The sequence below is a fragment of the Bradyrhizobium sp. SZCCHNR1093 genome, from assembly GCF_032381175.1.
Lineage (GTDB): Bacteria > Pseudomonadota > Alphaproteobacteria > Rhizobiales > Xanthobacteraceae > Bradyrhizobium.
Genome location: NZ_JAUHJJ010000005.1, coordinates 227,912 through 249,518, shown reverse-complemented (window position 1 = coordinate 249,518; position 21,607 = coordinate 227,912). Strand labels below are relative to the sequence as shown.

General features: G+C 66.1%; 26 protein-coding genes. 13 read left to right on the top strand and 13 right to left on the bottom strand.

Going from position 1 to position 21,607, the window contains the following annotated elements:
• Positions 1-29: 29 nt before the first annotated feature.
• On the bottom strand, positions 30-1,166 hold the full coding sequence (locus tag QX070_RS19055; protein ID WP_315738532.1) for an MFS transporter: 1,137 nt from the start codon (positions 1,164-1,166) through the stop codon (positions 30-32).
• A 31-nt stretch (positions 1,167-1,197) separates the two neighbouring features.
• Positions 1,198-1,971, bottom strand: coding sequence for a DeoR/GlpR family DNA-binding transcription regulator (locus tag QX070_RS19050; protein ID WP_315738531.1), 774 nt, complete (start codon positions 1,969-1,971; stop codon positions 1,198-1,200).
• Between the two features lie 122 nt (positions 1,972-2,093).
• Here QX070_RS19050 and QX070_RS19045 point away from each other — a divergent pair, with 122 nt between their 5' ends.
• The 6 genes from QX070_RS19045 (at position 2,094) to QX070_RS19020 (ending at position 5,243) form a co-directional block, all read left to right on the top strand.
• Positions 2,094-3,026 carry a 2-dehydro-3-deoxygalactonokinase gene (locus QX070_RS19045; RefSeq protein WP_315738530.1) on the top strand — a complete coding sequence of 311 codons (933 nt, stop codon included), beginning with the start codon at positions 2,094-2,096 and terminating at the stop codon, positions 3,024-3,026.
• A 1-nt stretch (position 3,027) separates the two neighbouring features.
• Positions 3,028-3,669 carry a 2-dehydro-3-deoxy-6-phosphogalactonate aldolase gene (locus QX070_RS19040; RefSeq protein WP_315738529.1) on the top strand — a complete coding sequence of 214 codons (642 nt, stop codon included), beginning with the start codon at positions 3,028-3,030 and terminating at the stop codon, positions 3,667-3,669.
• A gap of 95 nt (positions 3,670-3,764) precedes the next feature.
• Positions 3,765-4,247 (top strand): hypothetical protein, encoded by a 483-nt coding sequence (locus QX070_RS19035; protein WP_315738746.1) that lies wholly within the window; start codon positions 3,765-3,767, stop codon positions 4,245-4,247.
• A complete protein-coding gene (locus QX070_RS19030; RefSeq protein ID WP_315738729.1) occupies positions 4,136-4,399 on the top strand; it encodes a phosphatase PAP2 family protein in 264 nt (87 codons plus the stop codon). The genes QX070_RS19035 and QX070_RS19030 overlap by 112 nt, the downstream gene beginning before the upstream one ends.
• Positions 4,396-4,743 (top strand): DUF3147 family protein, encoded by a 348-nt coding sequence (locus tag QX070_RS19025; protein ID WP_315738528.1) that lies wholly within the window; start codon positions 4,396-4,398, stop codon positions 4,741-4,743. The genes QX070_RS19030 and QX070_RS19025 overlap by 4 nt, the downstream gene beginning before the upstream one ends.
• Positions 4,743-5,243 (top strand): DUF3147 family protein, encoded by a 501-nt coding sequence (locus tag QX070_RS19020; protein ID WP_315738527.1) that lies wholly within the window; start codon positions 4,743-4,745, stop codon positions 5,241-5,243. Before QX070_RS19025 ends, QX070_RS19020 begins: the two co-directional genes overlap by 1 nt.
• Here QX070_RS19020 and QX070_RS19015 read toward each other — a convergent pair.
• Complete coding sequence (locus QX070_RS19015; protein WP_315738526.1) at positions 5,224-7,878, bottom strand: flavin-containing monooxygenase; 2,655 nt, start codon at positions 7,876-7,878, stop codon at positions 5,224-5,226. The genes QX070_RS19020 and QX070_RS19015 overlap by 20 nt on opposite strands.
• Positions 7,879-8,167: 289 nt before the next feature.
• Between QX070_RS19015 and serA the strand changes: the two genes are divergently transcribed.
• Positions 8,168-9,415, top strand: coding sequence for a phosphoglycerate dehydrogenase (gene serA / locus QX070_RS19010; RefSeq protein ID WP_315738525.1), 1,248 nt, complete (start codon positions 8,168-8,170; stop codon positions 9,413-9,415).
• A 21-nt stretch (positions 9,416-9,436) separates the two neighbouring features.
• The gene (locus QX070_RS19005; protein WP_315738524.1) at positions 9,437-9,916 is read left to right on the top strand and encodes a TOBE domain-containing protein; all 480 of its coding nucleotides are present in this window, start codon (positions 9,437-9,439) and stop codon (positions 9,914-9,916) included.
• Here the strand turns inward: QX070_RS19005 and QX070_RS19000 are convergent.
• The 8 genes from QX070_RS19000 to QX070_RS18965 form a co-directional block, all read right to left on the bottom strand.
• Positions 9,825-10,247: a LysR family transcriptional regulator gene (locus QX070_RS19000; RefSeq protein WP_315738523.1), complete on the bottom strand. Its 423-nt coding sequence runs from the start codon at positions 10,245-10,247 to the stop codon at positions 9,825-9,827. The two genes, QX070_RS19005 and QX070_RS19000, sit on opposite strands and share 92 nt — an antisense overlap.
• Positions 10,244-10,834, bottom strand: coding sequence for a DUF2478 domain-containing protein (locus tag QX070_RS18995; protein ID WP_315738522.1), 591 nt, complete (start codon positions 10,832-10,834; stop codon positions 10,244-10,246). The genes QX070_RS19000 and QX070_RS18995 overlap by 4 nt, the downstream gene beginning before the upstream one ends.
• An 11-nt stretch (positions 10,835-10,845) precedes the next feature.
• Complete coding sequence (locus tag QX070_RS18990; RefSeq protein ID WP_315738521.1) at positions 10,846-11,706, bottom strand: xanthine dehydrogenase; 861 nt, start codon at positions 11,704-11,706, stop codon at positions 10,846-10,848.
• Between the two features lie 203 nt (positions 11,707-11,909).
• Positions 11,910-13,007 carry a molybdenum ABC transporter ATP-binding protein gene (gene modC / locus QX070_RS18985; protein WP_315738520.1) on the bottom strand — a complete coding sequence of 366 codons (1,098 nt, stop codon included), beginning with the start codon at positions 13,005-13,007 and terminating at the stop codon, positions 11,910-11,912.
• A complete protein-coding gene (gene modB, locus QX070_RS18980) occupies positions 13,004-13,693 on the bottom strand; it encodes a molybdate ABC transporter permease subunit (protein WP_315738519.1) in 690 nt (229 codons plus the stop codon). The genes modC and modB overlap by 4 nt, the downstream gene beginning before the upstream one ends.
• 12 nt (positions 13,694-13,705) lie before the next feature.
• Positions 13,706-14,473, bottom strand: coding sequence for a molybdate ABC transporter substrate-binding protein (modA, locus tag QX070_RS18975; RefSeq protein WP_315738518.1), 768 nt, complete (start codon positions 14,471-14,473; stop codon positions 13,706-13,708).
• Between the two features lie 258 nt (positions 14,474-14,731).
• The gene (locus tag QX070_RS18970) at positions 14,732-16,297 is read right to left on the bottom strand and encodes an amidase family protein (RefSeq protein WP_315738517.1); all 1,566 of its coding nucleotides are present in this window, start codon (positions 16,295-16,297) and stop codon (positions 14,732-14,734) included.
• A 26-nt stretch (positions 16,298-16,323) separates the two neighbouring features.
• Positions 16,324-17,742: a M20 family metallopeptidase gene (locus QX070_RS18965; RefSeq protein WP_315738516.1), complete on the bottom strand. Its 1,419-nt coding sequence runs from the start codon at positions 17,740-17,742 to the stop codon at positions 16,324-16,326.
• Positions 17,743-18,043: 301 nt separating this feature from the next.
• Here QX070_RS18965 and QX070_RS18960 point away from each other — a divergent pair, with 301 nt between their 5' ends.
• On the top strand, positions 18,044-18,289 hold the full coding sequence (locus tag QX070_RS18960; protein ID WP_315738515.1) for a hypothetical protein: 246 nt from the start codon (positions 18,044-18,046) through the stop codon (positions 18,287-18,289).
• Between the two features lie 6 nt (positions 18,290-18,295).
• On the opposite strand, the gene QX070_RS18955 is transcribed toward QX070_RS18960, so the two are convergent.
• Both QX070_RS18955 and QX070_RS18950 read right to left on the bottom strand, forming a co-directional pair.
• Positions 18,296-18,484, bottom strand: a complete 189-nt coding sequence (locus QX070_RS18955; protein WP_315738514.1) for a hypothetical protein — start codon at positions 18,482-18,484, stop codon at positions 18,296-18,298.
• A 53-nt stretch (positions 18,485-18,537) separates the two neighbouring features.
• Positions 18,538-18,693: a hypothetical protein gene (locus QX070_RS18950; RefSeq protein WP_315738513.1), complete on the bottom strand. Its 156-nt coding sequence runs from the start codon at positions 18,691-18,693 to the stop codon at positions 18,538-18,540.
• A gap of 119 nt (positions 18,694-18,812) precedes the next feature.
• Here QX070_RS18950 and QX070_RS18945 point away from each other — a divergent pair, with 119 nt between their 5' ends.
• The 4 genes from QX070_RS18945 (at position 18,813) to QX070_RS18930 (ending at position 21,597) form a co-directional block, all read left to right on the top strand.
• The gene (locus QX070_RS18945; protein ID WP_315738512.1) at positions 18,813-19,391 is read left to right on the top strand and encodes a cytochrome c oxidase subunit 3 family protein; all 579 of its coding nucleotides are present in this window, start codon (positions 18,813-18,815) and stop codon (positions 19,389-19,391) included.
• Positions 19,392-19,394: 3 nt separating this feature from the next.
• Positions 19,395-19,658, top strand: coding sequence for a cytochrome C oxidase subunit IV family protein (locus QX070_RS18940; RefSeq protein WP_315738511.1), 264 nt, complete (start codon positions 19,395-19,397; stop codon positions 19,656-19,658).
• A gap of 102 nt (positions 19,659-19,760) precedes the next feature.
• Positions 19,761-20,213 (top strand): cytochrome c, encoded by a 453-nt coding sequence (locus QX070_RS18935; RefSeq protein ID WP_315738510.1) that lies wholly within the window; start codon positions 19,761-19,763, stop codon positions 20,211-20,213.
• Positions 20,214-20,250: 37 nt separating this feature from the next.
• The gene (locus QX070_RS18930) at positions 20,251-21,597 is read left to right on the top strand and encodes a cbb3-type cytochrome c oxidase subunit I (protein ID WP_315738509.1); all 1,347 of its coding nucleotides are present in this window, start codon (positions 20,251-20,253) and stop codon (positions 21,595-21,597) included.
• Positions 21,598-21,607 lie beyond the last annotated feature (10 nt).

Below are 21,607 nucleotides of genomic sequence, written 5' to 3'. Positions count from 1 at the left end.
CGTATCAAAGCCAAGCACCGGGCTCGTTCCTAATTTGGCGCAGCTACGACGCGTGGTGCGCTCAGCAGCACAATGACGAGCAGTGCGGCCAACATCCAGAACGCGGCCGGCAGGCTGGTGGCCGCGGCGACGAAGCCGATGCCGGCGGGCCCAAGCAGTACGCCGGAGTAGCCGGCGGTGGTGACGGCGGCGACGGCCAGCCCGACCGGCATCGCTGTCTGCGCGCCGGCCCGGCGGAACAGCACTGGGACCAGGTTCGATGCACCCAAGCCGATCAGCGCGAAGCCGGCCATGGCAGCAACAATCCAGGGAACCGCGAGCAGCACGACGAAGCCGGTGATCGCGATGACGCTGCCCCCCAGCAACGTCGCGCGATCGCCGATCCGTGCAACCACGGCATCGCCGACGAGACGCCCGGCGGTCATTGCGATCGAGAACATGATGTAGCCCAGCCCGGCTTGCGCGGCCGGCAGGCGGTCCGACCCGGCAAGCAACAGCGCGCTCCAATCGAGCATCGCACCCTCGACCAGGAACATGATCGCGGCGAGCGCCGCCAGCAGCAGCACTGCGCCGTGAGGAAGCACGAGCAGAGGGCCCGATTGCGCCGGTTTGCTCGCTATCAGTCGTGGGGCAGCCACGGTCATCGCGGCCAGGGCGAGCGCACAGCAGGCGAGCGTGCCGAGCAGCGGCGCGACATCGAACGCGAGCAGCGCAGTCATGACGCCGGAGCCTGCGAAGCCGCCGATGCTGAACTGCGCGTGGAAGCCGGACATCAGCGGACGCTCGCTCAGCCGCTCGACGTCGATCGCCTGGATGTTCACGGCGACGTCGAGCGAGCCGAGCGCCGCGCCAAAGGCGAACAGCGCAAGCCCGAGCGTGGCTGGCGTTGAGGCGATCGTCAGCGGGGGCAGCAGCATGCTCAAGGCGATGCCGCTGACGATGACGACGGGCTTGCTGCCGTAGCGGGCGCTCAGGAGACCTGCCGCCAACATCGATGCGACCGAGCCCACGCCGAGCGAGAGCAGCAGCAGCCCGAGCGTCGCATCGTCGACCCCCAGTCGCTGCTTGGCGAACGGCACCAGCGGCGCCCAGCAGGCGATGCCGAAGCCGGCGACGAAAAAAGCCAGGCGTGTCGCGAGCCGCGCCGCGCGGTGATCCGAACTCATCTGGAAGATTCCTGAAACTCTGAAGGCGCCGTCATCCGGGCGGGGTGGCGGTCATGATGGTAGCTCCCGCCCGTCTGAGCAGGGCGAGTCGGGCCGCCGGCGCATCATGCTCGACGGTGAGCTGGCTGATCGTCTTGGCGCCGGCGATACGGTGGGGGGCTCGGGTCTCGAGCTTCTCGTTGGTGACCATTGCGACGCTTACGCGGCTCAGCGACAGCAGCGTTCGCTTGAACGTTGCGTCAGTCGGATCAACCGCGCTGATGCCGCCTTGCGCCGATACAGCGCAGGCGCCGATGAAGCAGCGGTCGATGTTCAAGCGCTGTACCTGCATGATGGCGTCGGCGTCGACACAGCCGCCGACTGCGGGGTGAACGGAGCCGCCGATCACGATCAACTGCAGGTCCTGCCGATGCAGCACGGTTGCGGCAATGTCGATGGCGTTGGTCGCGACGGTGAGATCGAAATCATCGGGCAGGACTTCAGCGAGGGCGAGATTGGTGCTGCCACTATCGAGGAAGAGAAACTCCCCACGCGCGATGCTGCGGGCGGCCGACCGGGCGAGCGCCAGCTTGCGTTCGCGATCTTGCCCGATACGCGCCGCCATCGGTGCCATGCCGCCGACGATGGGCAATGCGCCGCCATACACGCGGCGGCAGCGTCCTTCGGCGGCAAGCGCGCGAAGATCGCGCCGGATCGCATCCTCGGAGACGCCGAACTCGTCGGCGAGGGCGGTCGCGATGACCGCTTGCCCCGCAGAGAGGCGGCCGGCGATCTGGTCGCGGCGCGCCAGTGGAAGGTCTGACATGCCGCTTGTTACCATGCATCAACAAGAATAACAACGTGCATAATCGTGCATGATGCAATTTGTTGTTTGCGTGGCCCGCCCGGCGTGCCATTGCCAGATGTGGAAGTGTTCGGGAGCAGGATGTGACCGCCGTCTATTCGTCAGCAACGCCGGCCTTTGTCGCCGTCGACTGGGGAACCTCCAGTTTCCGTGCCTGGCTTATGGCCGGAGACGGGACGGAGCTTGCCGAGAGCCGTGGTGGCGAGGGCATGCTGCATTGCGCGACATCAGGCTTCGCGCCGGTGCTGCGCGATCATCTGGCGAAGCTTGGCGCACCGGCCGATGTTCCGGTGCTGATCTGCGGCATGGCCGGCGCGCGGCAAGGCTGGGTCGAGGCGCCGTATCTGCACACGCCCACCCGTCTGGATGCGCTGTATGCCGGAGCGATCAGTGTCGACGCCGACCGCGACGTCAGAATTCTGCCGGGACTGGCGCAGGTTCGCGCGGACCGGCCGGACGTGATGCGCGGCGAGGAAACCCAGCTGCTCGGAGTCACCGAGCCGGATTTCACTGGGATCGTCTGCATTCCGGGCACCCACAGCAAATGGATCCAGATCGATGCCGGCGTGGTGATCGACTTCGCCACCTACATGACCGGTGAGCTGTTCGCGGTGGTCTCTCAGCATAGCATCCTGATGCATGCCGTCGAACCGGAAGCCTCGACCGTCGAGCACGACACGGCGTTCCGCGAGAGCCTCGCGGCGGCGCTGGCCGCGCCGACGGCACTGACGAACGCGCTGTTCCGGCTGCGCGCGGCGCAGCTCCTCGGCTTCGAGCGGCGGTCCGATGGAACTGCAAGGCTCTCCGGGATTCTGATCGGCAGCGAAATCGCCGATGCGCGCGCGCGGTTCGGCGCCGAGCTTCCACTCCGGTTGATCGGAGCGGGCCGGCTCGGCCGCCTCTATGGCGAGGCGCTGGCCGCTGCTGGTTTCGACGTGAATGAATGCGATGCCGAACAGGCGTCACGCCGCGGCCTGCTCAAGGCCGCGCGGCAGATCTGGGGAGCGCGTTTCTGAAATGACACAGTCCGTCGCCTGGCCGCATGTGAAGCGGTCGCTCGTTGCGATCCTGCGCGGTATCAAACCCGACGAGTCCGAGGCCATCGTCGATGTCCTGATCGAAGCCGGTTTCGAGCTGATCGAGGTTCCTCTCAACTCGCCGGAACCGTTCGTCTCGATCGAGCGTCTGGCATCTCGGTTCGGCAAGGACTGCCTGATCGGCGCAGGAACGGTCGTCAATGCCGCGGATTGCGTGCGCGTTGCGGAGGCCGGCGGGCGCCTGATGGTCAGCCCGAACGTCGACGTCGAAGTGCTGGCGACGGCGCAGGCCTATGACATGGTGACCATGCCCGGGGTCTTCACGCCGACCGAGGCCTTTCTGGCTTTGCATTGCGGCGCCTCGGCCCTGAAATACTTTCCGGCGTCGGTGCTCGGTCCGTCGGGGATTGCAGCGCAACTTGCAGTCCTGCCGAAAGGCGTCGTGGTCGGCGCCGTCGGCGGTGTGTCGGACAAGACGCTCGCCTCCTACGTCGCCGTCGGCGTGTGCGCCTTCGGTCTCGGCTCGAGCCTGTACAAGCCGGGCATGAGCGCGAGCGATGTGCGGGAGACAGCTCGAGCCTCGGTCGAGGCGTATGACGAGGCTATTCGCGGTCAGGGCTGAGCTGGTAACTCGTGACAGTTTCGTGACTGTTCCCGAAACCCGTTGTGAGGGCTCGGCGTTGTAGGTGAACATATTGTTCGTCCTTCGCAAGTGCCATGATCCGCGCCATCGGGAAGAAGATCACACCGGCAATTTCGGTGCCCTTTCGCAAGCAAAGTTCCGCCACGGCCATCCACGTCGAGCCGACCAAGACGGACCGCATCATTGCGGACGTAGCTGCACGAACCACGGAACCGTGGCTGCAAAAGCTCGCACGCGGCCTCGCGTGGGGGGCGGACGAGAAGGTGTGGTTGGCCCTGACATCGGTGGCTTGGCTGGTGACGCGCGGCCAAAGCAGCCGCGTTCGCGCGACGACCACTCATGCATTGCTGGTCACGGTTGCGGCTTCGGCTCTGCCGCATGCCTTGAAGGCCATCTTCGATCAGACCGGCCGGATCGCACCACCTTGCGCGGCCATCTCCACGGCGTGGCGCCGTCCGGCCATGCACAGGACGCCTTTCCCTCGGGACATGCGCTGCACATGGGTGCGCTCTACTCCGCCGCCGGTCCGCTGCCGGCACGCGCAAGGATTGCGGTGAGGAGTGCTGCCGTCGGGCTCAGCATCACGCGCGTGATGCTGCTTGCGCATTGGGCCAGCGACGTCGTTGTCGGATTCATGCTCGGCGCTGCCCTCGAGCGCAGCTTGCGCCCGTGGACCGGCTACGAACCACCGGGAGCAAGCCGGACATGACCGAATACATCATCCGCTTCCTGATCGGCGGCGTCATCGTTTCGGCATTCGCGATGATTGGCGACGGGCTGCGTCCGAAGAGCTTTGCCGGATTGTTCGGAGCCGCGCCCTCGGTTGCGCTGGCGACGCTTGGCATTGCGATCGTCACACATGACGCCGCCTACGCGGCGGTCCAGAGCCGTTCGATGATGTTCGGCGCCGTCGCGCTCTGTCTCTACAGCATGATCGTGTGCCAACTGCTGATGCGGCTGCATCTGCGCGCGTTGACTGCGAGCCTGCTCGCGACGGTCGTCTGGCTGGTGGCGGCGCTCGGACTCCAGGCGGTCTTCTCCGGAGGCGCGTGATGCTGATCCGCATCTCGCCCTCGGCGCTGAAGGACGGCAAGTGGCACGAATACGTCATCCGCTTCGCGCTGGGCGGCGCCGCGACAGTCGCCGCGGGGCTCATTGCCAAGGCCTTCGGTCCTGCGATCGGCGGCCTCTTCCTGGCATTGCCCGCCATCTTCTGCGCCAGCGTCACCCTGATCGAGGCGCACGAGATCAGGCGCAAGCGCCAACAGGGATTCTTCGGCGAGCGGCGCGGACGCGAAGCGGCTGCGCTCGACACCGTAGGCGCGGTGCTCGGCAGCCTCGGCATGCTGGCGTTCGCGGCCGTATTCTCCACGCTGGTTCAGCTAAGCGTCGCGACCGCCTTCGTCGCCGCAGCGACGGCGTGGCTCGTCGTCTCGGTGACAGCGTGGGCGATCCGACGCAAGCTGCGCGTCGCAGCAACGGCCCGCAAGGCTGCGGGCCGTTGCGATACTGCTCGGCCGCAGCCTCCGCTGGTCAGCTCGCGGCGGCGTTGATCTCCAGCGATTCGCCTTCTTCTGCAGACTGGGTGAACGCCTGCAGCGCCTCCGCCATCCGCATGCGGCCGCCGACGCCGGTGATGACGACGTCGACCATCATGAACGACGAATGGAAGTGGCCGTGCGCCTTGAGCTGTCCGACCGGCACGCCCGCGGCGGCGAGGGCTTCCGCATAGGCAATCCCCTCGTCGCGCAGCGGATCGAACTCGCAGGTGACGATGTAGGCCGGCGGCAGGCTCTGCAGCTTGCCCCGCAACGGCGATGCGCGCGGATCGGTGCGATCCGCCGGCGAGCAGTAGATGTCCCAGAACCAGTAGATCAGCGACCGCGTCAGGAAGTAGCCGGTCGCATTGTCCGTGTAGGACGGACGATCGAAGCTGCAGTCGGTGGCCGGGCACAGCAGCAGCTGGCCGCCGATATCAGGCCCGCCGCGATCTCGCGCGAGCTGGCAGGTGACCGCCGCGATGTTGCCGCCGGCGCTCCAGCCTGCCACCAGCACCGGTCCCTCGCGTCCGCCGAGCTCGGCGGCGTGGTCGGCCACCCAGCGCGTCGCCGCATAGCCGTCCTCAGCCGCCGCCGGGAAGCGGTGCTCGGGCGCATGGCGATAGTTCACGCTGACGAAAATCATGTTGGACCGGCGGCACATGTCGCGGCAGAACGGATCGTCCGACTGCTCGTCGCCGAGGACCCAGCCGCCGCCATGGAAGTACACCACGATCGGATGCGGGCCGGGCGTCGCCGGACGATAGAGCCGGTAGGCCAGGGGACCGTCAGCGCCCTGCAATGTGCCATCCTTGACTTCGCCAACGGGACGTCCAGGCGGCCTCGTCGCGTTGAACTGCGCGACGAATTCACGGGCGCCGGCCGCGCCCATCGATTCGATCGGCGGCAGGTTCATCTCGGCCAGCATGTTCAGCACCAGCCGGACATCCGGCTGCAGCCGCACGATCTCGCCGTCATTGCATTGGGACGCGCCGTTCGGACCTGACAGCTTGAAGCCGAGCATGCCGCGGCTGACGATCTCGTTGCAGATGCCGCGATAGGGGCCGACGCCGCCGGTGTAAGGCATCAGCGTCTGCGGCTTGCCCGGCACGTTGGCGCCGGTGTACCAGGTGTTGGCGAGCCGATGCAGCGTCACGGTCGCGCAGTCTGCCATGTGGCGCGCCCAGCCGGCCTGCGCGGTCTCCGTGGGCTCAATGGTGGTGAAGCCGTCCTCGCGAAGGGCGATGAGACGGTCGACCACCCAGTCGACATGCTGCTCGATCGAGACCGCCATGTTCGACAGCACTGACGGGCTGCCGGGACCCGTGATCAGAAACAGATTGGGAAAGTCCGCGACCGTGAGTCCGAGATAGGTTTGCGGTCCGTTGGCCCAGACATCCTCAAGTGATTTGCCGCCGCGCCCGGTGATCGGATGCACGGCGCGGATCGCACCGGTCATGGCGTCGAAGCCGGTCGCGAACACGATGACGTCGATGTCGAAGCTGCGCCTGTCGGTCTTGATGCCATCAGCGGTGATGGATGTGATCGGCTCCTGGCGCAGATTGACCAGCGTGACGTTGGGGCGATTGAACGTCTGATAGTAGTTGGTGTCGAGGCAGGGGCGTTTGGCGCCGAACGGATGGTCATGGGGCGTGAGCGCTGCGGCGGTCTCGGGATCCTTGACGATCTCGTGGATCTTCTCGCGGATGAGATCGGCGAGCAGTGCGTTGCCGTCGGGGTCGACGCCCTGGTCGGCCCAGAGCTGCGTCAGCATGCCGACGAGGTCGCCAGAGGCCCACAGCTTCTCGAAGCGCTCGCGGCGCTCGGCCTCGCTCATCTGCCAGCTGAACTCGGTGGCCGGTGGAATCGGCACGCCGGTCATCGACCAGCGCGCCTGCTGGCGCAGCCCGTTGCGATCCTCTGCAAGCTGCGCGGCGCGATCGGCCGGGAGCGGACCATTGTGCGCAGGCAGTGCGAAGTTCGGCGTGCGCTGGAACACCGTGAGCTGCGCTGCCTGCTCGGCGATGATCGGGATCGACTGGATGCCGGAGGAGCCGGTGCCGATCACGGCCACGCGCTTGCCGCGGAGGTCGACGCCGTCATGCGGCCAGCGGCTGGTGAAGTAGATCTCGCCCTTGAAGTCGTGCACACCGTCGATTTCCGGCGGCTTCGGCTGCGACAGGCAGCCGGTCGCCATGATGTAGTGGCGGCAGGAGACGGCGGGGCCCTTGTCGGTCGTCAGCAGCCAGCGCTCCTTGGCATCATCCCAGGAGGCGCCGAGGACGCGGGTGCCGAAGCGGATGTCGCGGCGCAGATCGTAGCGGTCGGCGACGAAGCCGAGATAGCGCAGGATCTCCGGCTGGGTGGCGTATTTCTCCGACCATTGCCAGGCCTTCTCGAGCTCGGGATCGAAGGTGTAGCTGTAGTCGACGGTCTGGATGTCGCAGCGCGCGCCGGGATACCGGTTCCAGTACCAGGTGCCGCCGACGTCGTTTGCGGTGTCCAGCGTCACGGTCGAGAAGCCCGCCTTGCGCAGGCGGTGCAGCAGGTAAAGCCCCGCAAATCCGGCACCCACGACGGCGACATCGACCGTCTGCGTTTCACCGGCCGACACCTCCGACGCGCGTGTCTCGACAACCCCGTCTGACATGCTGACCTCCCGATGATTTTGTGATTGGAAGAAAGGCTAGCTCTGCTCGCATGGTTTGTCAGCAGCCAAAACAGCGATCTCCGGTTGTTGCAGTGCAGGCCGTGCGGTGCGGAAGGTATGCCAGGCGCTGATTTTGCATCGCCGGTCAAAATGCCGGTGCGGAGTGGACAAGACCCTGGGAAAGCGACAGAAAGCGTTCCTGCCGCGTCGCATTCACCAAGTTTCAACGCATCGCGACTGTAACAACCGCTACACTACGCCACATCCACGACTGAATCAGGCCAGGCCCATGCCGCTATCGCTGCCCAAGCAAAAGATCCGCGTTCTGCTCCTAGAGGGCGTGAACGACTCGGCCGTCCGCATGTTCGAGGCCAATGGCTATACGGAAATCGAACGGCTGCCGAAGGCGCTCGGTTCGGCGGAGTTGAAGCGTATGCTGTCGGGCGTGCACATGCTGGGCATTCGCTCGCGCACGCATCTCACCGCCGACGTGCTGCAGGCCGCCGACCGGCTGATGGTGGTCGGCTGCTTCTCCGTCGGCACCAACCAGGTCGATCTCGATGCCGCGAAGCGGCTCGGCATCCCCGTGTTCAATGCGCCCTATTCGAACACCCGCAGCGTCGCCGAGCTGACGATCGCCGAAGTCGTGATGCTGATGCGCCGAATCTTCCCGCGCTCGGTGTCGGCGCATGCCGGCGGCTGGGACAAGTCGGCCAATGGCAGCCGAGAGGTGCGCGGCAAGACGCTCGGCATCATCGGCTATGGCAACATCGGCTCGCAGCTGTCGAACCTCGCCGAGGCCATGGGCATGCGGGTGATCTTCTTCGATCTCACCGACAAGCTCCGCCACGGCAACACCGAGCCGGTCGAGAGCCTTGATGAGCTGCTGGCGATGAGCGACGTCGTGTCGCTGCACGTGCCGGAGACGCCGGCGACCGCCAACATGATCGGCGAGCGCCAGATCCGTCACATGAAGGACGGGGCCTATCTGATCAACAATTCGCGCGGCACCGTGGTCGACATCGAAGCGCTGGCCAGCGCGCTGCGCGAGGGCAAGCTCGCCGGCGCCGCGGTCGACGTGTTCCCGGCGGAGCCGGCATCGAACGCCGATCCGTTCGTCTCGCCGCTGCAGGGCCTGCCCAACGTGATCCTGACCCCGCATGTCGGCGGCTCCACCGAGGAGGCGCAGGACCGAATTGGTGGCGAGGTCGCGCGCAAGCTGATCGACTATTCCGACGTCGGTTCGACCTTCGGCGCCGTCAACTTCCCGCAGGTACAATTGCCGGCACGCCCGACCGGCACGCGCTTCATCCATGTCCACCGCAACGTGCCGGGCGTGCTGCGCCAGGTCAACGAGGCGGTGGCGCGGCACAATATCAACATCCTCGCGCAATATCTTCAGACCGATCCCGAGGTCGGCTATGTCGTGCTCGAAACCGACGTGGTCGGCGGCGAGGGCGAGGCGCTGCTGTCGGAGCTGCGCGCGGTGGAAGGCACGATCCGCGTCCGCGTGCTGTATGATCACGACCGGCCTTGAGGCCGTGGAGGCTGCTGCGCGATGACCGGCCAGTCTGCATCGTCTTCAGCCTCGTCCGTCGTTCTCAGCACGACGGTTCCCGCGCGCGTGCTGCGCCATGATCCGCAATATGGCATGTCGACGCTGTTCTTTGCCGATGGCGAGTTGCGCGTGCCGATGGTGGACGCGGCGATCGACGCCGGCGTCTCGGTGACCATCGAGGCCCGCGACGTCTCGATCGCGCTGTCGCGGCCGATGGACGTGTCGATCACCAACCGGCTGCCGGGCCGGATCGAGCAGATCCTGCCGCTCGAGCCGCCTTACGTACGCGTTACCTTCGATCTCGGCGCGACCAGGCTGCATGCGCTGGTGACGCTGGAGTCGGTCGAGCGGCTGGCGCTGGAGCCGGATCTGTCCGCCTGGGCGATGATCAAGAGCGTCGCGATCGGACCCGGCGCGGTTCGGCCTTCGGAGCTGCCTCGGCCGCGCCGCTGGCCCGCTTCTGATAGCGGGGATCCGTAGCCTTCTGCAGCTCGCCGAGTGCGGCAGCCGTTGCGGTGCGCGTGCGCCGCTCCATCGAGCGGTACAGCGCGATCAGCCGCTCGCCGAACGGCGTGATCTCCGCGCCGCCGCCCCGGCGCCCCGGATGAGTCTCGAACACCGGCGTCTCGAAGGTGCGGTTGAGCGCATCGACCATCAGCCAGCATTTGCGGTAGGAGATGCCGCTCGCGCGCGCGGCGCCGAGGATCGAGCGCTCCCTCCGGATGATATCGATCAGCAGCAGATCCTCCGGGCACAGGCTGCCGCCATTGCCGAAGTTGATGGTCAATGCGATCTGAGCTTCGCGCTTCATCCCATTCCGATCCGCTCGCGTTGAGAGCCAACCATGTCACGGGTGGCTCGCGATGTCACCCAGCGGCTGTACCGCGCCTCGATCCAGCCCGGCCGGCGCGCGATATCGGCGTCAACGTGCTCGGCGAACGCGCCGGCAAAGCGCGTCCACGCGTCCATCATCGCCGGTGAGACCGCCGTGATGACCGGGAGGCCGGCTGCGATGGCGGAGCCGAAGGCATCGGCAAGGCCACCTCCTGCCGCTTCCTGCTTGCCGAACTTGCTGAGGATCACGATGTCGGTGCCCCGCGAGATCGACTGCTGCACGGCGGCGCAGGCGAGCACGAGGCCCTCCGGGTCGAGATTGCAGGCCTGCGACTCCGGGCCGAGATCCTGAGAGATCGCGAACACGCGGCCGTCGTCGAGGCTGCGCAGCATCATGGCCTTGCACGGCCTGGCCTTGTCGGCGCTGCTCTCGATCACGCCGGAGACACGCAGGCCATTCTCCGAGAGATGCTTGGCGAAATCGCCGAGCATCTCCTGGATCACGCTGGACGCTGCGCCCTGCAGCGCCACGATCTGACAAGTCCCGACGTCAGCGACACCCATGGCAGTCCTCCTCATACGTTGGCGGAGACGCGGCCCGCCTTCCGACCGGTTTGCATGATTTGGTGAAGGGCCGCGACGACGCTCGCCGCGATGGCCTGTCCGCGCTCGTCCATGCCGGTCCAGGCCGCTTGACGGCCGCGCGGATCGATCTCGAGCAGCTTGACGTTGGCCGGCACGCGTACGCCGTCGCGGGCGATGCCGCGCAGCGCGCCGTCGAGCGGTGCGAGCACCGGCGTGCCGCCGAGCGAGCCGAGCTGCAGGCCCTTGTAGACCCGGGTGCCGATGTCGAGCGGGGTGTGCCAGACGGCCTCCTGGTCCGAATAGACGAAACGCTCGCGGCCGGCGCCGCCGAGATCGCGTGCCTTGCCGTCCGCATTGCGCGTCGTGCCATGGGCCAAGATCGTGCCGGTCTCGCGGGGATGAGTCTCAATCGCGACGTCGCAATTGTGCGCGATCGCGAAACGCGGCCCGATGCCGACGGCGATACCGGCGACGCCGCGCAGATCCGGCGTCATCAGATGCTTTTGCATGCGGGCGTCGACGATGACGGCCGGATAGCGGAAGGCGATGATGTCGGTCAGATGCATCCCGGTCACGGCGGCCTGGTCTGGCTCACGGTGAATCCGCACGACATCGGCGATGCTCTCGGCGCGGGAGCCGATCACGCCGTCGAGGTCGCGCGTCTCGCCGAACAGGACATCATGGAAGGCCATGCCGCGCCGGATCACCGGCGGGAAGGCGTCATGGCATAGTACGACCGCGAAGCGGGCATGATTGAGCTTGGCCGCGACGGCGGAGGCGATCTCGTTGGTGCCCAGCACCAGCGCAAGCGGCTTGGGCGCGTTCGGATGCCGGGTGACGGCGGCTTTCATGCTGATGACCTCTTGTTGCGAGATCCAGGTAGCAAGCACCGGGCCAGACGATGTCCTGCCGCTCAACTCGTTCATTGCATTGACGAAATCAAAGCGCCTGCCGCTTTGTCTCATCCGAAGTTGTATTGTTTACGATATAACATGAGGGGGCTATTGTCACGTATGCAACATCGCGCGATGTTGCCGAATGCCAGGTGTTGGATTCAGGCGATAGGCTCTTCGCGGCGGACGAGCGCGACACCCTTGACCTGGGCATAGACCGCAAGCCCCGCCCGCAGGCCGAGCTCGTTCCACGAGCGCTGGGTGACACGCGTCAGCAGCCGCGCGCCGTGACCATCCTCGCCGAGTCCGAGCAAGGCCGTGACGCGGTGGTCCGACTGGCTGCGGATCTCGAGTATTCTGGCGCGGAGCACGTTGACGATGGTGCTGCGGCTCGGCGTTTCCAGCGCGAGACTGACGTCGTCAGCGAGCACGCGCAGGCGGCGGCGCGCCCCCGGCGTGAGGGGCTCGGCCGGGAGCAGGAACTGGCCGCCGGGGACTTCGAGTGTCGCCATGCCATCGGCCGTATCCTGGGCGGTGACGGTGGCGTCGAGGCTCACGGCGGCGTCGCGCGACAGCGCGAGCGGCAGCGACAGGTCGGCCTGCAGCACGGACAAGGGGCCCGAAGCCAGGACCGCGCCATTGCGCATCAGCACCAGCTGATCGGCAAGCCGCTCGACCTCAGCGAGGTCGTGGCTGATATAGAGGATCGGCAGGTCGAGGGCGGCGTGCAGCCGCTCCAGATACGGCAGGATCTCATCCTTGGTCATCTGGTCGAGCGCCGACAGCGGCTCGTCCATCAGCAGCAGCTTCGGTTGGCTGAGCAGCGCGCGGCCGATCGCGACGCGCTGCCGCTCGCCGCCGGACAGGTGGCGCGGCGAGCGGTCGAGCAGCCGTCCAAGGCCGAGCAGCGCGACGACCTCGTCGAAGCCGATCGCGGCTGCGCTGCTCGAGCCGGGATGGCCGTACATCAGGTTGCGGCGGACCGAGAGGTGCGGAAACAGATTGGCTTCCTGGAAGACGTAGCCGATCGGACGCTGATGCACGGGACGAAAATGCTTTTCGTCCTGCCAGACCTCGCCGGCGACGGAGCACAGCCCGCCGGCGAGATGGTTGAGGCCGGCAATGCAGCGCATGACCGCGGTCTTGCCGCAACCGGACGGACCGAAGATCGCGGTCACGCCGCGCGCCGGAACCTCGAAGCGCGCGTTCAGCTCGAAGCGACCGAGCGTGCCGTGGAAATTGACCCTGACCGTGCTCATGACGCGCTGCGCGTCATCTTCTTCTCGATCAGCATCATCGTCAGAATGACGCAGAACGAGAACACGACCATGCCGAGCGCCAGCACGGAGGCCTCGGTCCATTGCGAGGTCTCGACATAGTCGTAGATCGCAACCGAGAGCACCTTGGTCTTGCCGGGAATGTTGCCGCCGATCATCAGCACGACGCCGAACTCACCGACGGTATGGGCGAAGCCGAGGATGGCGCCGGTGAGAAATCCGGGGCTCGCCAGCGGCACCGCGATGGTCCAGAACACGCGCCAGGGTGAGGCGCGCAGAGTGGCGGCCGCTTCCAGCGGTTTTTCGCCCATGGCCTCGAAGGCGTTGCGGATCGGCTGGACGACGAACGGCATCGAGAACAGGACCGAGCCGATCACCAGGCCCGGAAAAGTGAAGGCCAGCGTGCGCGCTCCCCAGAGCGAAGCCAGAGCGCCGCCCGGACCGCTGGGGCCGAGCACGACCAGCAGGTAGAATCCGAGAACGGTCGGCGGCAGCACCAGTGGGATCGCCACCAGTGCCGCGACCGCCTCCTTCCACCACGCCCGCGACCGCGCCAGCCACCATGCGATCGGCGTGCCCACGATCATCAGGACGATCGTCGCGAGCGCTGCCAGTTCGAGCGTCAGCCGGATCGGTTGCCAGATATCGGCGGAGACGTGGAGGTTCATGAATCCTAATGCTCAGGTGCCCGACTTCGGATCCAGAGCATAGCCGAACTTTTCGATGACCGCACGGGCTGCCGGGGTCTTGAGGAAGGCCATGAATGCGGTGGCGGCCTCGTTGCCGGCGGACGCCTTCAGCAGCACGGCATCCTGGCGGATCTCGCCGTAGAGATTCTGCGGCACCAGCCAGCGCGAGCCGCCGGCGTTCGGCATCAGCTGCGACAGCGCGACGAAGCCGAGCTCGGCATTGCCGGTGTCGACGAATTGGTACGCCTGCGAGATCGTGTTGCCCTGGACGATCTTGGGCTGGATCGTCTCATAGAGCTTCAGCGCCTTCAGCGTCTCGACCGCGGCGGCGCCATAGGGCGCCGCGGTGGGATTGGCGATCGACAGCTTGTTGAACGCGTTCGCCTTCAGCGTTTCCTCGCCTTTCACCGCGTTGGGGTCCTTGCTCCACAGCACGAGCTTGCCGATGGCGTAGGTGAAACGGCTCCCGGCGACGCCGAGGCCCTCGTCGACCAGCTTCTTCGGCCGTTCGTCGTCGGCGGAGAGCAGGATCGCGAACGGCGCGTTCTCCTTGATCTGGGTGTAGAACTGTCCGGACGCGCCGAAGCTCATCACCAGTTCGTGCCCGGTCTTGGCCTTGAACAGCGCCGCGATCTCCTTGGCGGGCTCGGTGAAGTTGGCGGCCACGGCGACGTTGGCGCTGCCGGCGAACGCAGTCGCGCAGGTCAGAAGAATGGCCGCCGCGCACAGAGCGGCGGTGAGGGAGCGTGTCGATCTCATCGCATTGTCCTTGTTCATATCCACCGAGGCGGGTTCGTTTCGGTGAATTGCAAGTCCCGTTCCGACGCATGGGCCGGTGTCGACGCCGAGCTATATCCATTCGTATACATCAAAATAGACAGGTCGGCCAGTTCCCGTCAACCCGAGGCGATCTCGAGCGAACGCGATGCGCGTCAGTGTTCGACTTTCGACAATCGATGCCGGGCAGTGTCGGAAACATGACGGCCCGAGGACCACGATCCTCGGGCCGCAGCGGGACTAAACCATCCGTTCCCAGAGCTGCCGCACCGGCATTCCTGCACGCTTCTCGATTGCTGCGGCGGCATCGAGCGCGAGGTCCTCGCGATAGCGGCCGGCGATCAGCTGCACGCCGATGGGCTTGCCGTCGTGGACCGTGACCGGCACGACGGCGCCGGGCAGGCCGAGCACGTTGATCGCCGAGATGAAGCGGATCTCGTTGAAGAAGATCTCGCGCACACGCTCGGGGCTGATGGTGTCGTCGCGCGGACCGGGCGTCGGCTTGACCGTGGTCGGCGCCAGCACGATCGGGTAGTCCTCGAAGAACAGCTGCCAGGCACGGATATGCGTCGAGCGCTGCGCGGTCGCATTCATCCAGCCCGCAAGGTCGAGCATCTCGGCCTTGGCGCGCATCCCGCCCCAGGCCTTGTGGAAATCCTCCGACGTCACGGCCAGCATCTTGGCTTCCTGCATCACCACCACCTCGTTGGTGATGATGTCGCACCAGGTTTGCCAGACGCCGGAGATGTCGGGGACCTCGACCTCGCTGACCCGGTAGCCCGACCGCTCCAGATGATCCGCTGCCTGCCGCAGCGCCGCGTGCACGGACGGATCGACGTCCATGTCGTCAGGGATCTTGGCGAGCGCGACCTTGACCGGCCGCTTGGGCTTCACGCCTTCCAGTGGCGCTGGCACCCACCACGGATCGCGCGGATCGCGCCGGCTCATCACCTCCAGCGCCAGCCGGACGTCGGCGACGCTCCGCGCCAGCGGGCCCTGCGACGACATGAGATGTGCGAGCATCGGCCGCTCGGCAGCAGCGCTCTCGTTGTAGGCGGGGATGCGGCCCTGCGTCGGCTTGATGGTCACGACGCCATTGCAATGCGCCGGCCAGCGCAGCGACCCACCGATGTCGTTGCCATGCGCGATGGTGCCGATGCCCGCCGCGACCGCGGCTCCGGCGCCGCCCGACGAGCCGCCGCAGGTGATCTCTGGATCCCACGGGTTCAAGGTCAGCCCGTGCAGCGGGTTGTCGGTGAAGCCGCGGAACGAGAATTCCGGCGTGTTGGTGAGGCCGAGCACGATCGCGCCGGCCTGCTTCAGGTTGCGCACGACCGGGGCGTCCGACGGCGCGATGATCCCCATCTGCGATGGAACGCCGTTGGGATTCGGCCGCCCCTCGTAGTCGACGTTCTCCTTGATCGTGACCGGCACGCCATGCAGCAGGCCGCTCTTGTCGCGCGCCTTGTCGGCCGCACGCGCAGCCTTCAGGGCGTCTTCGGAGAGATCGACGACGACGGCATTGAGCTTCGGATTGACCTCATGCATGCGCGCGAGATGCGCCTCGGTCACTTCGACCGAGGAGACCGCGCCGGCGCGGATCGCAGCTGCCGTGTCGACCGCCGACCACTGCCAGACCGGTCCTTTCGGCAGCCGCGGTCTTGGCGCGGCTGCCTTCGCTTGTGGCCTGTGTTGCGGCTTGGCCTTCACGGGCTTCTTGTTGGCCGTGGCGGTCACGGCCGCGCGCTTCGGAGCAGGTTTGGCGGTCTTCGCCGCCGGCTTCTTCTTTGTTGCCGTTTTCGCCATTGTGTTCCCCCCCCAAGGTTGATGTTTCAGGCGATCGACATCATCAGCGGAGGCTCCACTTCGGCAGGCAGCGGGCTGACATAAGGTGTGCGCATCGTCCGCTTTTTCAGGTCGGCCTTGGCAGCTGCAATCAAGGCGGGTTCGTTGAGCGCCTTGATGCCCAGGCCGGCCATGGCCTTGGCAGCCTGCACCATGGCCTTGTGCGCGGCTGGCGTCTTGCCTTGCGCGACGACCTGCCAGGTGTGGAACGGCGTGCCGATCGCTACCGTCGGTGCATGCACCTGCACCGTCGGCACCACCCAGCTGACGTCGCCGACGTCGGTCGAGCCGATCTGCGGATTGCGCTTGGCATTGAGCGGCACCAGGAAGTCGGCCAGCGGCTTGTCGGTCGGGTCCAAGCCGATGCTGTAATAGACCGAGGCAATGTCCTTGTCGGTCAGGGTCGCCTGGATCTGTCCGGCGAAATCCTTGTCGGTCGCGTCGAAATGCGGCGGGCCGAGCTCCTCCATGATCCCATACAGCGCCTCTTCGAGCGGCGTGTTGGGCAGGATGTTGGAGACCGCGGAGATGATCTTCATCTCCACCTTGGTCTCGGTCATCAGCGCCGCACCTTGTGCGATCTTGTGCACACGCTCGACCAGCTCGTTCATGCCGGGCAGGTCTCGGGCACGGATCGAGTAGCGCACCCGTGCATGCGCCTGCACGACGTTGGGCGCGATGCCGCCGGTGTCCAGCAGCGCGTAGTGCACGCGGGCGTCGCTCGGCATGTGCTCGCGCATGTAGTTGACGCCGACATTCATCAGCTCGACCGCGTCGAGCGCGCTGCGGCCGAGATGGGGCGAGGCGGCCGCATGCGAGGTGCGTCCGGTGAAGATGAAGTCCGCGCGCGTGTTGGCGAGAGAGGGCGTCATCACCACTTCCCAGAAGCTCGACGGATGCCAGGTGATCGCGATGTCGGCATCCTCGAACACGCCCGAGCGCACCATGAAGGCTTTTGCGGCGCCGCCTTCCTCGGCCGGGCAGCCATAGTAGCGCACGCGACCGGGAACCTTGTTGGCGGCGAGCCAGTCCTTCACGGCGGTGGCCGCGAGCAGCGCCGCCGAGCCCAGGAGATTATGGCCGCAGCCGTGGCCATGGCCGCCGGTCTCGACCGGACGGTGCTCCGCAACGCCGGCCTCCTGGCTGAGGCCGGGCAGGGCGTCGTATTCGCCCATGAAGGCGATGATCGGGCCGCCTTCGCCCCATTCCCCCATCAGCGCGGTCGGGATGCCCGCGACCTTCTCGGTGATGCGAAAACCCTGGTGCTTCAACTCGGCGAGGTGTTCGGCGGACGAGCGGGCCTCAGTGTAGCAGACCTCGGGCATGCTCCACACCCGGTCGCTGAGCTCGATGAAACGGGTCTTGATCGCGTCGACGCCGCGCCAGATCTCGCTGCGGTTGTCCATCTCCGGTCCTTGTCCTTTGCTGCCGATGGGAAGCCGATAGAGGTATCAGCTAAGTTCCCGGGCGCCTAGCGATCCCGGGCGGGAGCAGCCATGCGGCATGCACCAGGCCGAGGGCGAGCGCGTCATCCTTTGAGCAGATGATGCCGCGATTGGATGCAGCGCGGTGATTGCGGCAGCGCAAGGTCAGGCGAAGCGACGACCCGTTCTCACATTTCGGAACTATCGCCGTGCGCCATTACCGGGATTGCCGAGGAACGATCGCGGGCGGGCTTGGTTCTCGCCGCCAGGAGCACGATCGCCAATGCGTGCAGGACCGATCGCGATCACCGTCGCATTGCTGCTGATTCTCGCAGCCGCCATCGTCTTCGCCTATCAGGGGCTGACCCTGCCGGGCGATCCGATGCCGCGAGAAGGATGGATCGCGCTCACGCTCGGCGTGGTGTTTTCGCTCATCGTGGGAATTGGGCTGATGGTGCTGTTGTTCTACAGCAGCCGCAAGGGTTACGACGAGCCGTCACAGTTCCGGGCTGATGATCATCCCGACTGAGACCGCTCAAGCTGGACGCGGCGGATGTTGCGTACGCGGATGCCGGTCGTGAAGCAGCTTGGCGAGCTCGTGCCTCAGATCGTCGTGACCGCGCATCGCCGTCTCGAACAGCGCCTCCTGGATGTCGCGCGGCATGTCGCCCCAGACGCCGATGGCGGCGTTTCCGAGCAGCTCTGCGAATCGCTTGTCGTCCATGCGGCACCTCCGCACGATCTGACGTGCGAGGACGGCAAAGGTTCCAGGCGAGGTTATTGCGTGGTGAACAGGACCAAGGCGATCGCGACGGAGAGCGCGACCGCGGACACCGTCCCCGTGGTCGACAGCACGCCCATGCGCCACAGCGCGCCGGCAAAAACGATGATGATCGGCGTCGCGGTGAGGAGGCCGAGCTGCGCTTCGGTCATGGGATCTGCTCCTGACGATGCCGGCTCTTAGCGTGCCTCGCGGGTCCGCTGTTTGCGCGCCGACAAAGAGTCCAACCGACGGTCCGACTAGCCTCTCGACGTTCAACTCGGAGGCAGGGATGTCGGCGCTCGCTTGTGAGCCGGAGCCGGAGGAACGTTGGGGCGTGCTGGATGGTCTGCCCGGCGACGCCATGATGTGGGTGCTGATCCTCAGCGAGCTCGTCGCCTTCGGCCTCCTGCTGGGCGGTTTCGTGGTGGCGCGGGCCCTCAACCCCGTCATGTTCGCGGTCGGGCAGGCGATGCTCGATAGCCGCCTGGCCGCTGTGAACACGGCCGTGCTGGTCACCAGCGGCTGGGCCGCCGCGCGAGCTGCTGCTTCGGCGCGGCACGCCTCGACCGGGAGCGCCCGGCGCTGGCTCGGGCTCGCCATGTTGCTGGGTGCCGTTTTCATCGCCGTCAAGCTGACGGAATATGGCGGCGAGATCGCCGCCGGCGCGGGCATGGAGACATCACCGTTCTTCACGCTCTACTTCCTACTGACGGGCTTTCACCTCCTGCATGTTCTGCTCGGCATCGTCATCCTGGCCGTCGTCGGCCGCGGCGCCACCGCCAATGGCGTCGAGACCGGGACCGCCTTCTGGCACATGGTCGACCTGGTTTGGATCGTCATGTTTCCGGTCCTCTATCTGGTCGGTTGAGCCATGTTCCGTGACCGTCTCGATCGGGCCTGGCTTCAACTGCTGGTCCTTGCCATTGCGACGCTTGCGGCGTCGCTGCTGCTGCCGAGCCGATGGCTCGTCGATGCGGCCGCACTGCTGCTCGCATTGGCAAAGGGCAGGGTGATCGTGCTCGATTTTCTCGGCTTGCGCGATGCGCCCGCGCTGTGGCGCGGCCTGCTCACCACGTGGCTGGCGGCTCTCGTTGCGCTTGCCGGGCTCGCGGTCGCGATCCGCGCGCTCATCTGATCGGCCATCGCCGCGCTCGTTGCGCTCCGACAAAGAGCCCCTCGGCATTGCCGGTAGATTGCTTTCACACCATCGAACTTCACCAAACGGAAAGGACGTGTCATGGCGGAACGCCTGACCAAGTCGGCCGCGCGGAACGTCTTTTACGGCGGTTCGGCCTTCTTCTTTGCGATCTTCCTCGGGCTCACAGCGCACAGCCACTACTACATGGTCACGACCTCGACCAATGCGTCGACGCTGTCCGACGGCGTCGCACGCGGCAAGCACGTCTGGGAGAAGAACTCCTGCATCAATTGCCATACCCTGCTCGGCGAGGGCGCCTATTTCGCGCCCGAGGTCGGCAATGTCTGGGACCGCTGGGGCGGCAGACAGGACCCGGCCGCCGCGCGCGAGATGCTGAAATCCTGGATGCAGTCGCAGCCCTCGGGCGCTCCCGGCCGCCGGCAGATGCCGCAGTTCAATTTGTCCGACCAGGAGCTCAACGACCTCGCCGACTTCCTGCAATGGGCCGACACGATCAAGCGTCAGGACTGGCCGCCGAACAAGGCCGGCTGAGCCGGCATCCCGCCCCCCGTCATGAGAGAGATCCGCGATGAGATATGAGACCCAGAAGGTCGCGATGCTGTATTTCTACGGCGCGCTGACGCTCTTCCTCGCCCAGGTCATTTTCGGCCTGCTCGCCGGCACCATCTACGTGCTGCCGAACACGCTGTCGGTCCTGCTGCCCTTCAACATCGTCCGCATGATCCACACCAACGCGCTGATCGTGTGGTCGCTGATCGGCTTCATGGGGGCGACCTACTTTCTGCTGCCTGAGGAGACCGAGACCGAGCTCTACAGCCCGCTGCTCGCCAAGATCCAGTTCTGGATGTTCTTCGGCGCGGCGGGGGCTGCCGTCGTCGGCTATCTCTTCCACTACCATGAGGGCCGCGAGTTTCTCGAGCAGCCCTTCATCATCAAGGTCGGCATCGTCGTCGTTTGCCTGATGTTCCTGTTCAACGTCACCATGACAGCCCTTAAGGGCCGCAAGACCACGGTAACCAACATCCTGCTGTTCGGCCTGTGGGGCGTGGCGATCTTCTTCCTGTTCGCCTTCTACAATCCGGCCAATCTCGCCGTCGACAAGATGTATTGGTGGTACATCGTCCATCTCTGGGTCGAGGGGGTCTGGGAGCTGATCATGGCCTCTATCCTGGCCTTCCTGATGATCAAGCTCAACGGCATCGACCGCGAGGTGGTCGAGAAGTGGCTCTACGTGATCATCGGGCTCGCGCTGTTCTCCGGCATCCTCGGCACCGGCCATCATTTCTACTGGATCGGCGCCCCCGGCTACTGGCAGTGGATCGGCTCCTTGTTCTCCACCCTCGAGGTCGCGCCGTTCTTCACCATGGTGATCTTCACGGTGCAGATGACCTTGAAGGCCGGCCGCAAGCATCCGAACCGCGCTGCGCTGTTGTGGTCCGTCGGCTGCTCGGTGATGGCCTTTCTCGGCGCCGGCGTCTGGGGCTTCCTGCACACGCTGTCATCGGTGAACTATTACACCCACGGCACCCAGGTCACCGCTGCGCACGGCCACCTCGCCTTCTTCGGCGCCTATGTGATGCTCAACCTCGCCGTAATGGCCTATGCCGTGCCGCAACTGCGCCAGCGTGCGCCCTACAATCAGTGGCTCTCGATGGCGAGCTTCTGGATCATGTGCACGGCGATGATGACGATGACCTTCGCGCTGACCTTCGCCGGCGTCGTCCAGGTGCATCTGCAGCGGGTGCTTGGTCAGAGCTACATGGACGTCCAGGACCAGCTCGCGATGTTCTACTGGGTGCGGCTCGGCTCCGGTGTGTTCGTGGCGATCGCGGCGCTGATGTTCGTCTGGGCCGTGCTGGTGCCCGGCCGCGCCAAGGAGCCCGTGATCCCCGGCGCGCTGCAGCCGGCGGAGTGAAATCCCGCAG

Coding starts and splice junctions, on each gene's coding strand:
- QX070_RS18955 (WP_315738514.1), bottom strand. CDS start 18,484: ATGGACGACAAGCGATTCGCAGAGCTGCTCGGAAACGCCGCCATCGGC.
- modC (WP_315738520.1), bottom strand. CDS start 13,007: ATGAGCACGGTCAGGGTCAATTTCCACGGCACGCTCGGTCGCTTCGAG.
- serA (WP_315738525.1), top strand. CDS start 8,168: ATGCCGCTATCGCTGCCCAAGCAAAAGATCCGCGTTCTGCTCCTAGAG.
- QX070_RS19015 (WP_315738526.1), bottom strand. CDS start 7,878: ATGTCAGACGGGGTTGTCGAGACACGCGCGTCGGAGGTGTCGGCCGGT.
- QX070_RS18940 (WP_315738511.1), top strand. CDS start 19,395: ATGTTCCGTGACCGTCTCGATCGGGCCTGGCTTCAACTGCTGGTCCTT.
- QX070_RS19040 (WP_315738529.1), top strand. CDS start 3,028: ATGACACAGTCCGTCGCCTGGCCGCATGTGAAGCGGTCGCTCGTTGCG.
- QX070_RS18970 (WP_315738517.1), bottom strand. CDS start 16,297: ATGGCGAAAACGGCAACAAAGAAGAAGCCGGCGGCGAAGACCGCCAAA.
- QX070_RS19000 (WP_315738523.1), bottom strand. CDS start 10,247: ATGAAGCGCGAAGCTCAGATCGCATTGACCATCAACTTCGGCAATGGC.
- modA (WP_315738518.1), bottom strand. CDS start 14,473: ATGAGATCGACACGCTCCCTCACCGCCGCTCTGTGCGCGGCGGCCATT.
- QX070_RS19055 (WP_315738532.1), bottom strand. CDS start 1,166: ATGAGTTCGGATCACCGCGCGGCGCGGCTCGCGACACGCCTGGCTTTT.
- QX070_RS19005 (WP_315738524.1), top strand. CDS start 9,437: ATGACCGGCCAGTCTGCATCGTCTTCAGCCTCGTCCGTCGTTCTCAGC.
- QX070_RS19035 (WP_315738746.1), top strand. CDS start 3,765: ATGATCCGCGCCATCGGGAAGAAGATCACACCGGCAATTTCGGTGCCC.
- modB (WP_315738519.1), bottom strand. CDS start 13,693: ATGAACCTCCACGTCTCCGCCGATATCTGGCAACCGATCCGGCTGACG.
- QX070_RS19025 (WP_315738528.1), top strand. CDS start 4,396: ATGACCGAATACATCATCCGCTTCCTGATCGGCGGCGTCATCGTTTCG.
- QX070_RS18965 (WP_315738516.1), bottom strand. CDS start 17,742: ATGGACAACCGCAGCGAGATCTGGCGCGGCGTCGACGCGATCAAGACC.
- QX070_RS19020 (WP_315738527.1), top strand. CDS start 4,743: ATGCTGATCCGCATCTCGCCCTCGGCGCTGAAGGACGGCAAGTGGCAC.
- QX070_RS19050 (WP_315738531.1), bottom strand. CDS start 1,971: ATGTCAGACCTTCCACTGGCGCGCCGCGACCAGATCGCCGGCCGCCTC.
- QX070_RS18945 (WP_315738512.1), top strand. CDS start 18,813: ATGTCGGCGCTCGCTTGTGAGCCGGAGCCGGAGGAACGTTGGGGCGTG.
- QX070_RS18995 (WP_315738522.1), bottom strand. CDS start 10,834: ATGGGTGTCGCTGACGTCGGGACTTGTCAGATCGTGGCGCTGCAGGGC.
- QX070_RS18960 (WP_315738515.1), top strand. CDS start 18,044: ATGCGTGCAGGACCGATCGCGATCACCGTCGCATTGCTGCTGATTCTC.
- QX070_RS18930 (WP_315738509.1), top strand. CDS start 20,251: ATGAGATATGAGACCCAGAAGGTCGCGATGCTGTATTTCTACGGCGCG.
- QX070_RS18950 (WP_315738513.1), bottom strand. CDS start 18,693: ATGACCGAAGCGCAGCTCGGCCTCCTCACCGCGACGCCGATCATCATC.
- QX070_RS18990 (WP_315738521.1), bottom strand. CDS start 11,706: ATGAAAGCCGCCGTCACCCGGCATCCGAACGCGCCCAAGCCGCTTGCG.
- QX070_RS18935 (WP_315738510.1), top strand. CDS start 19,761: ATGGCGGAACGCCTGACCAAGTCGGCCGCGCGGAACGTCTTTTACGGC.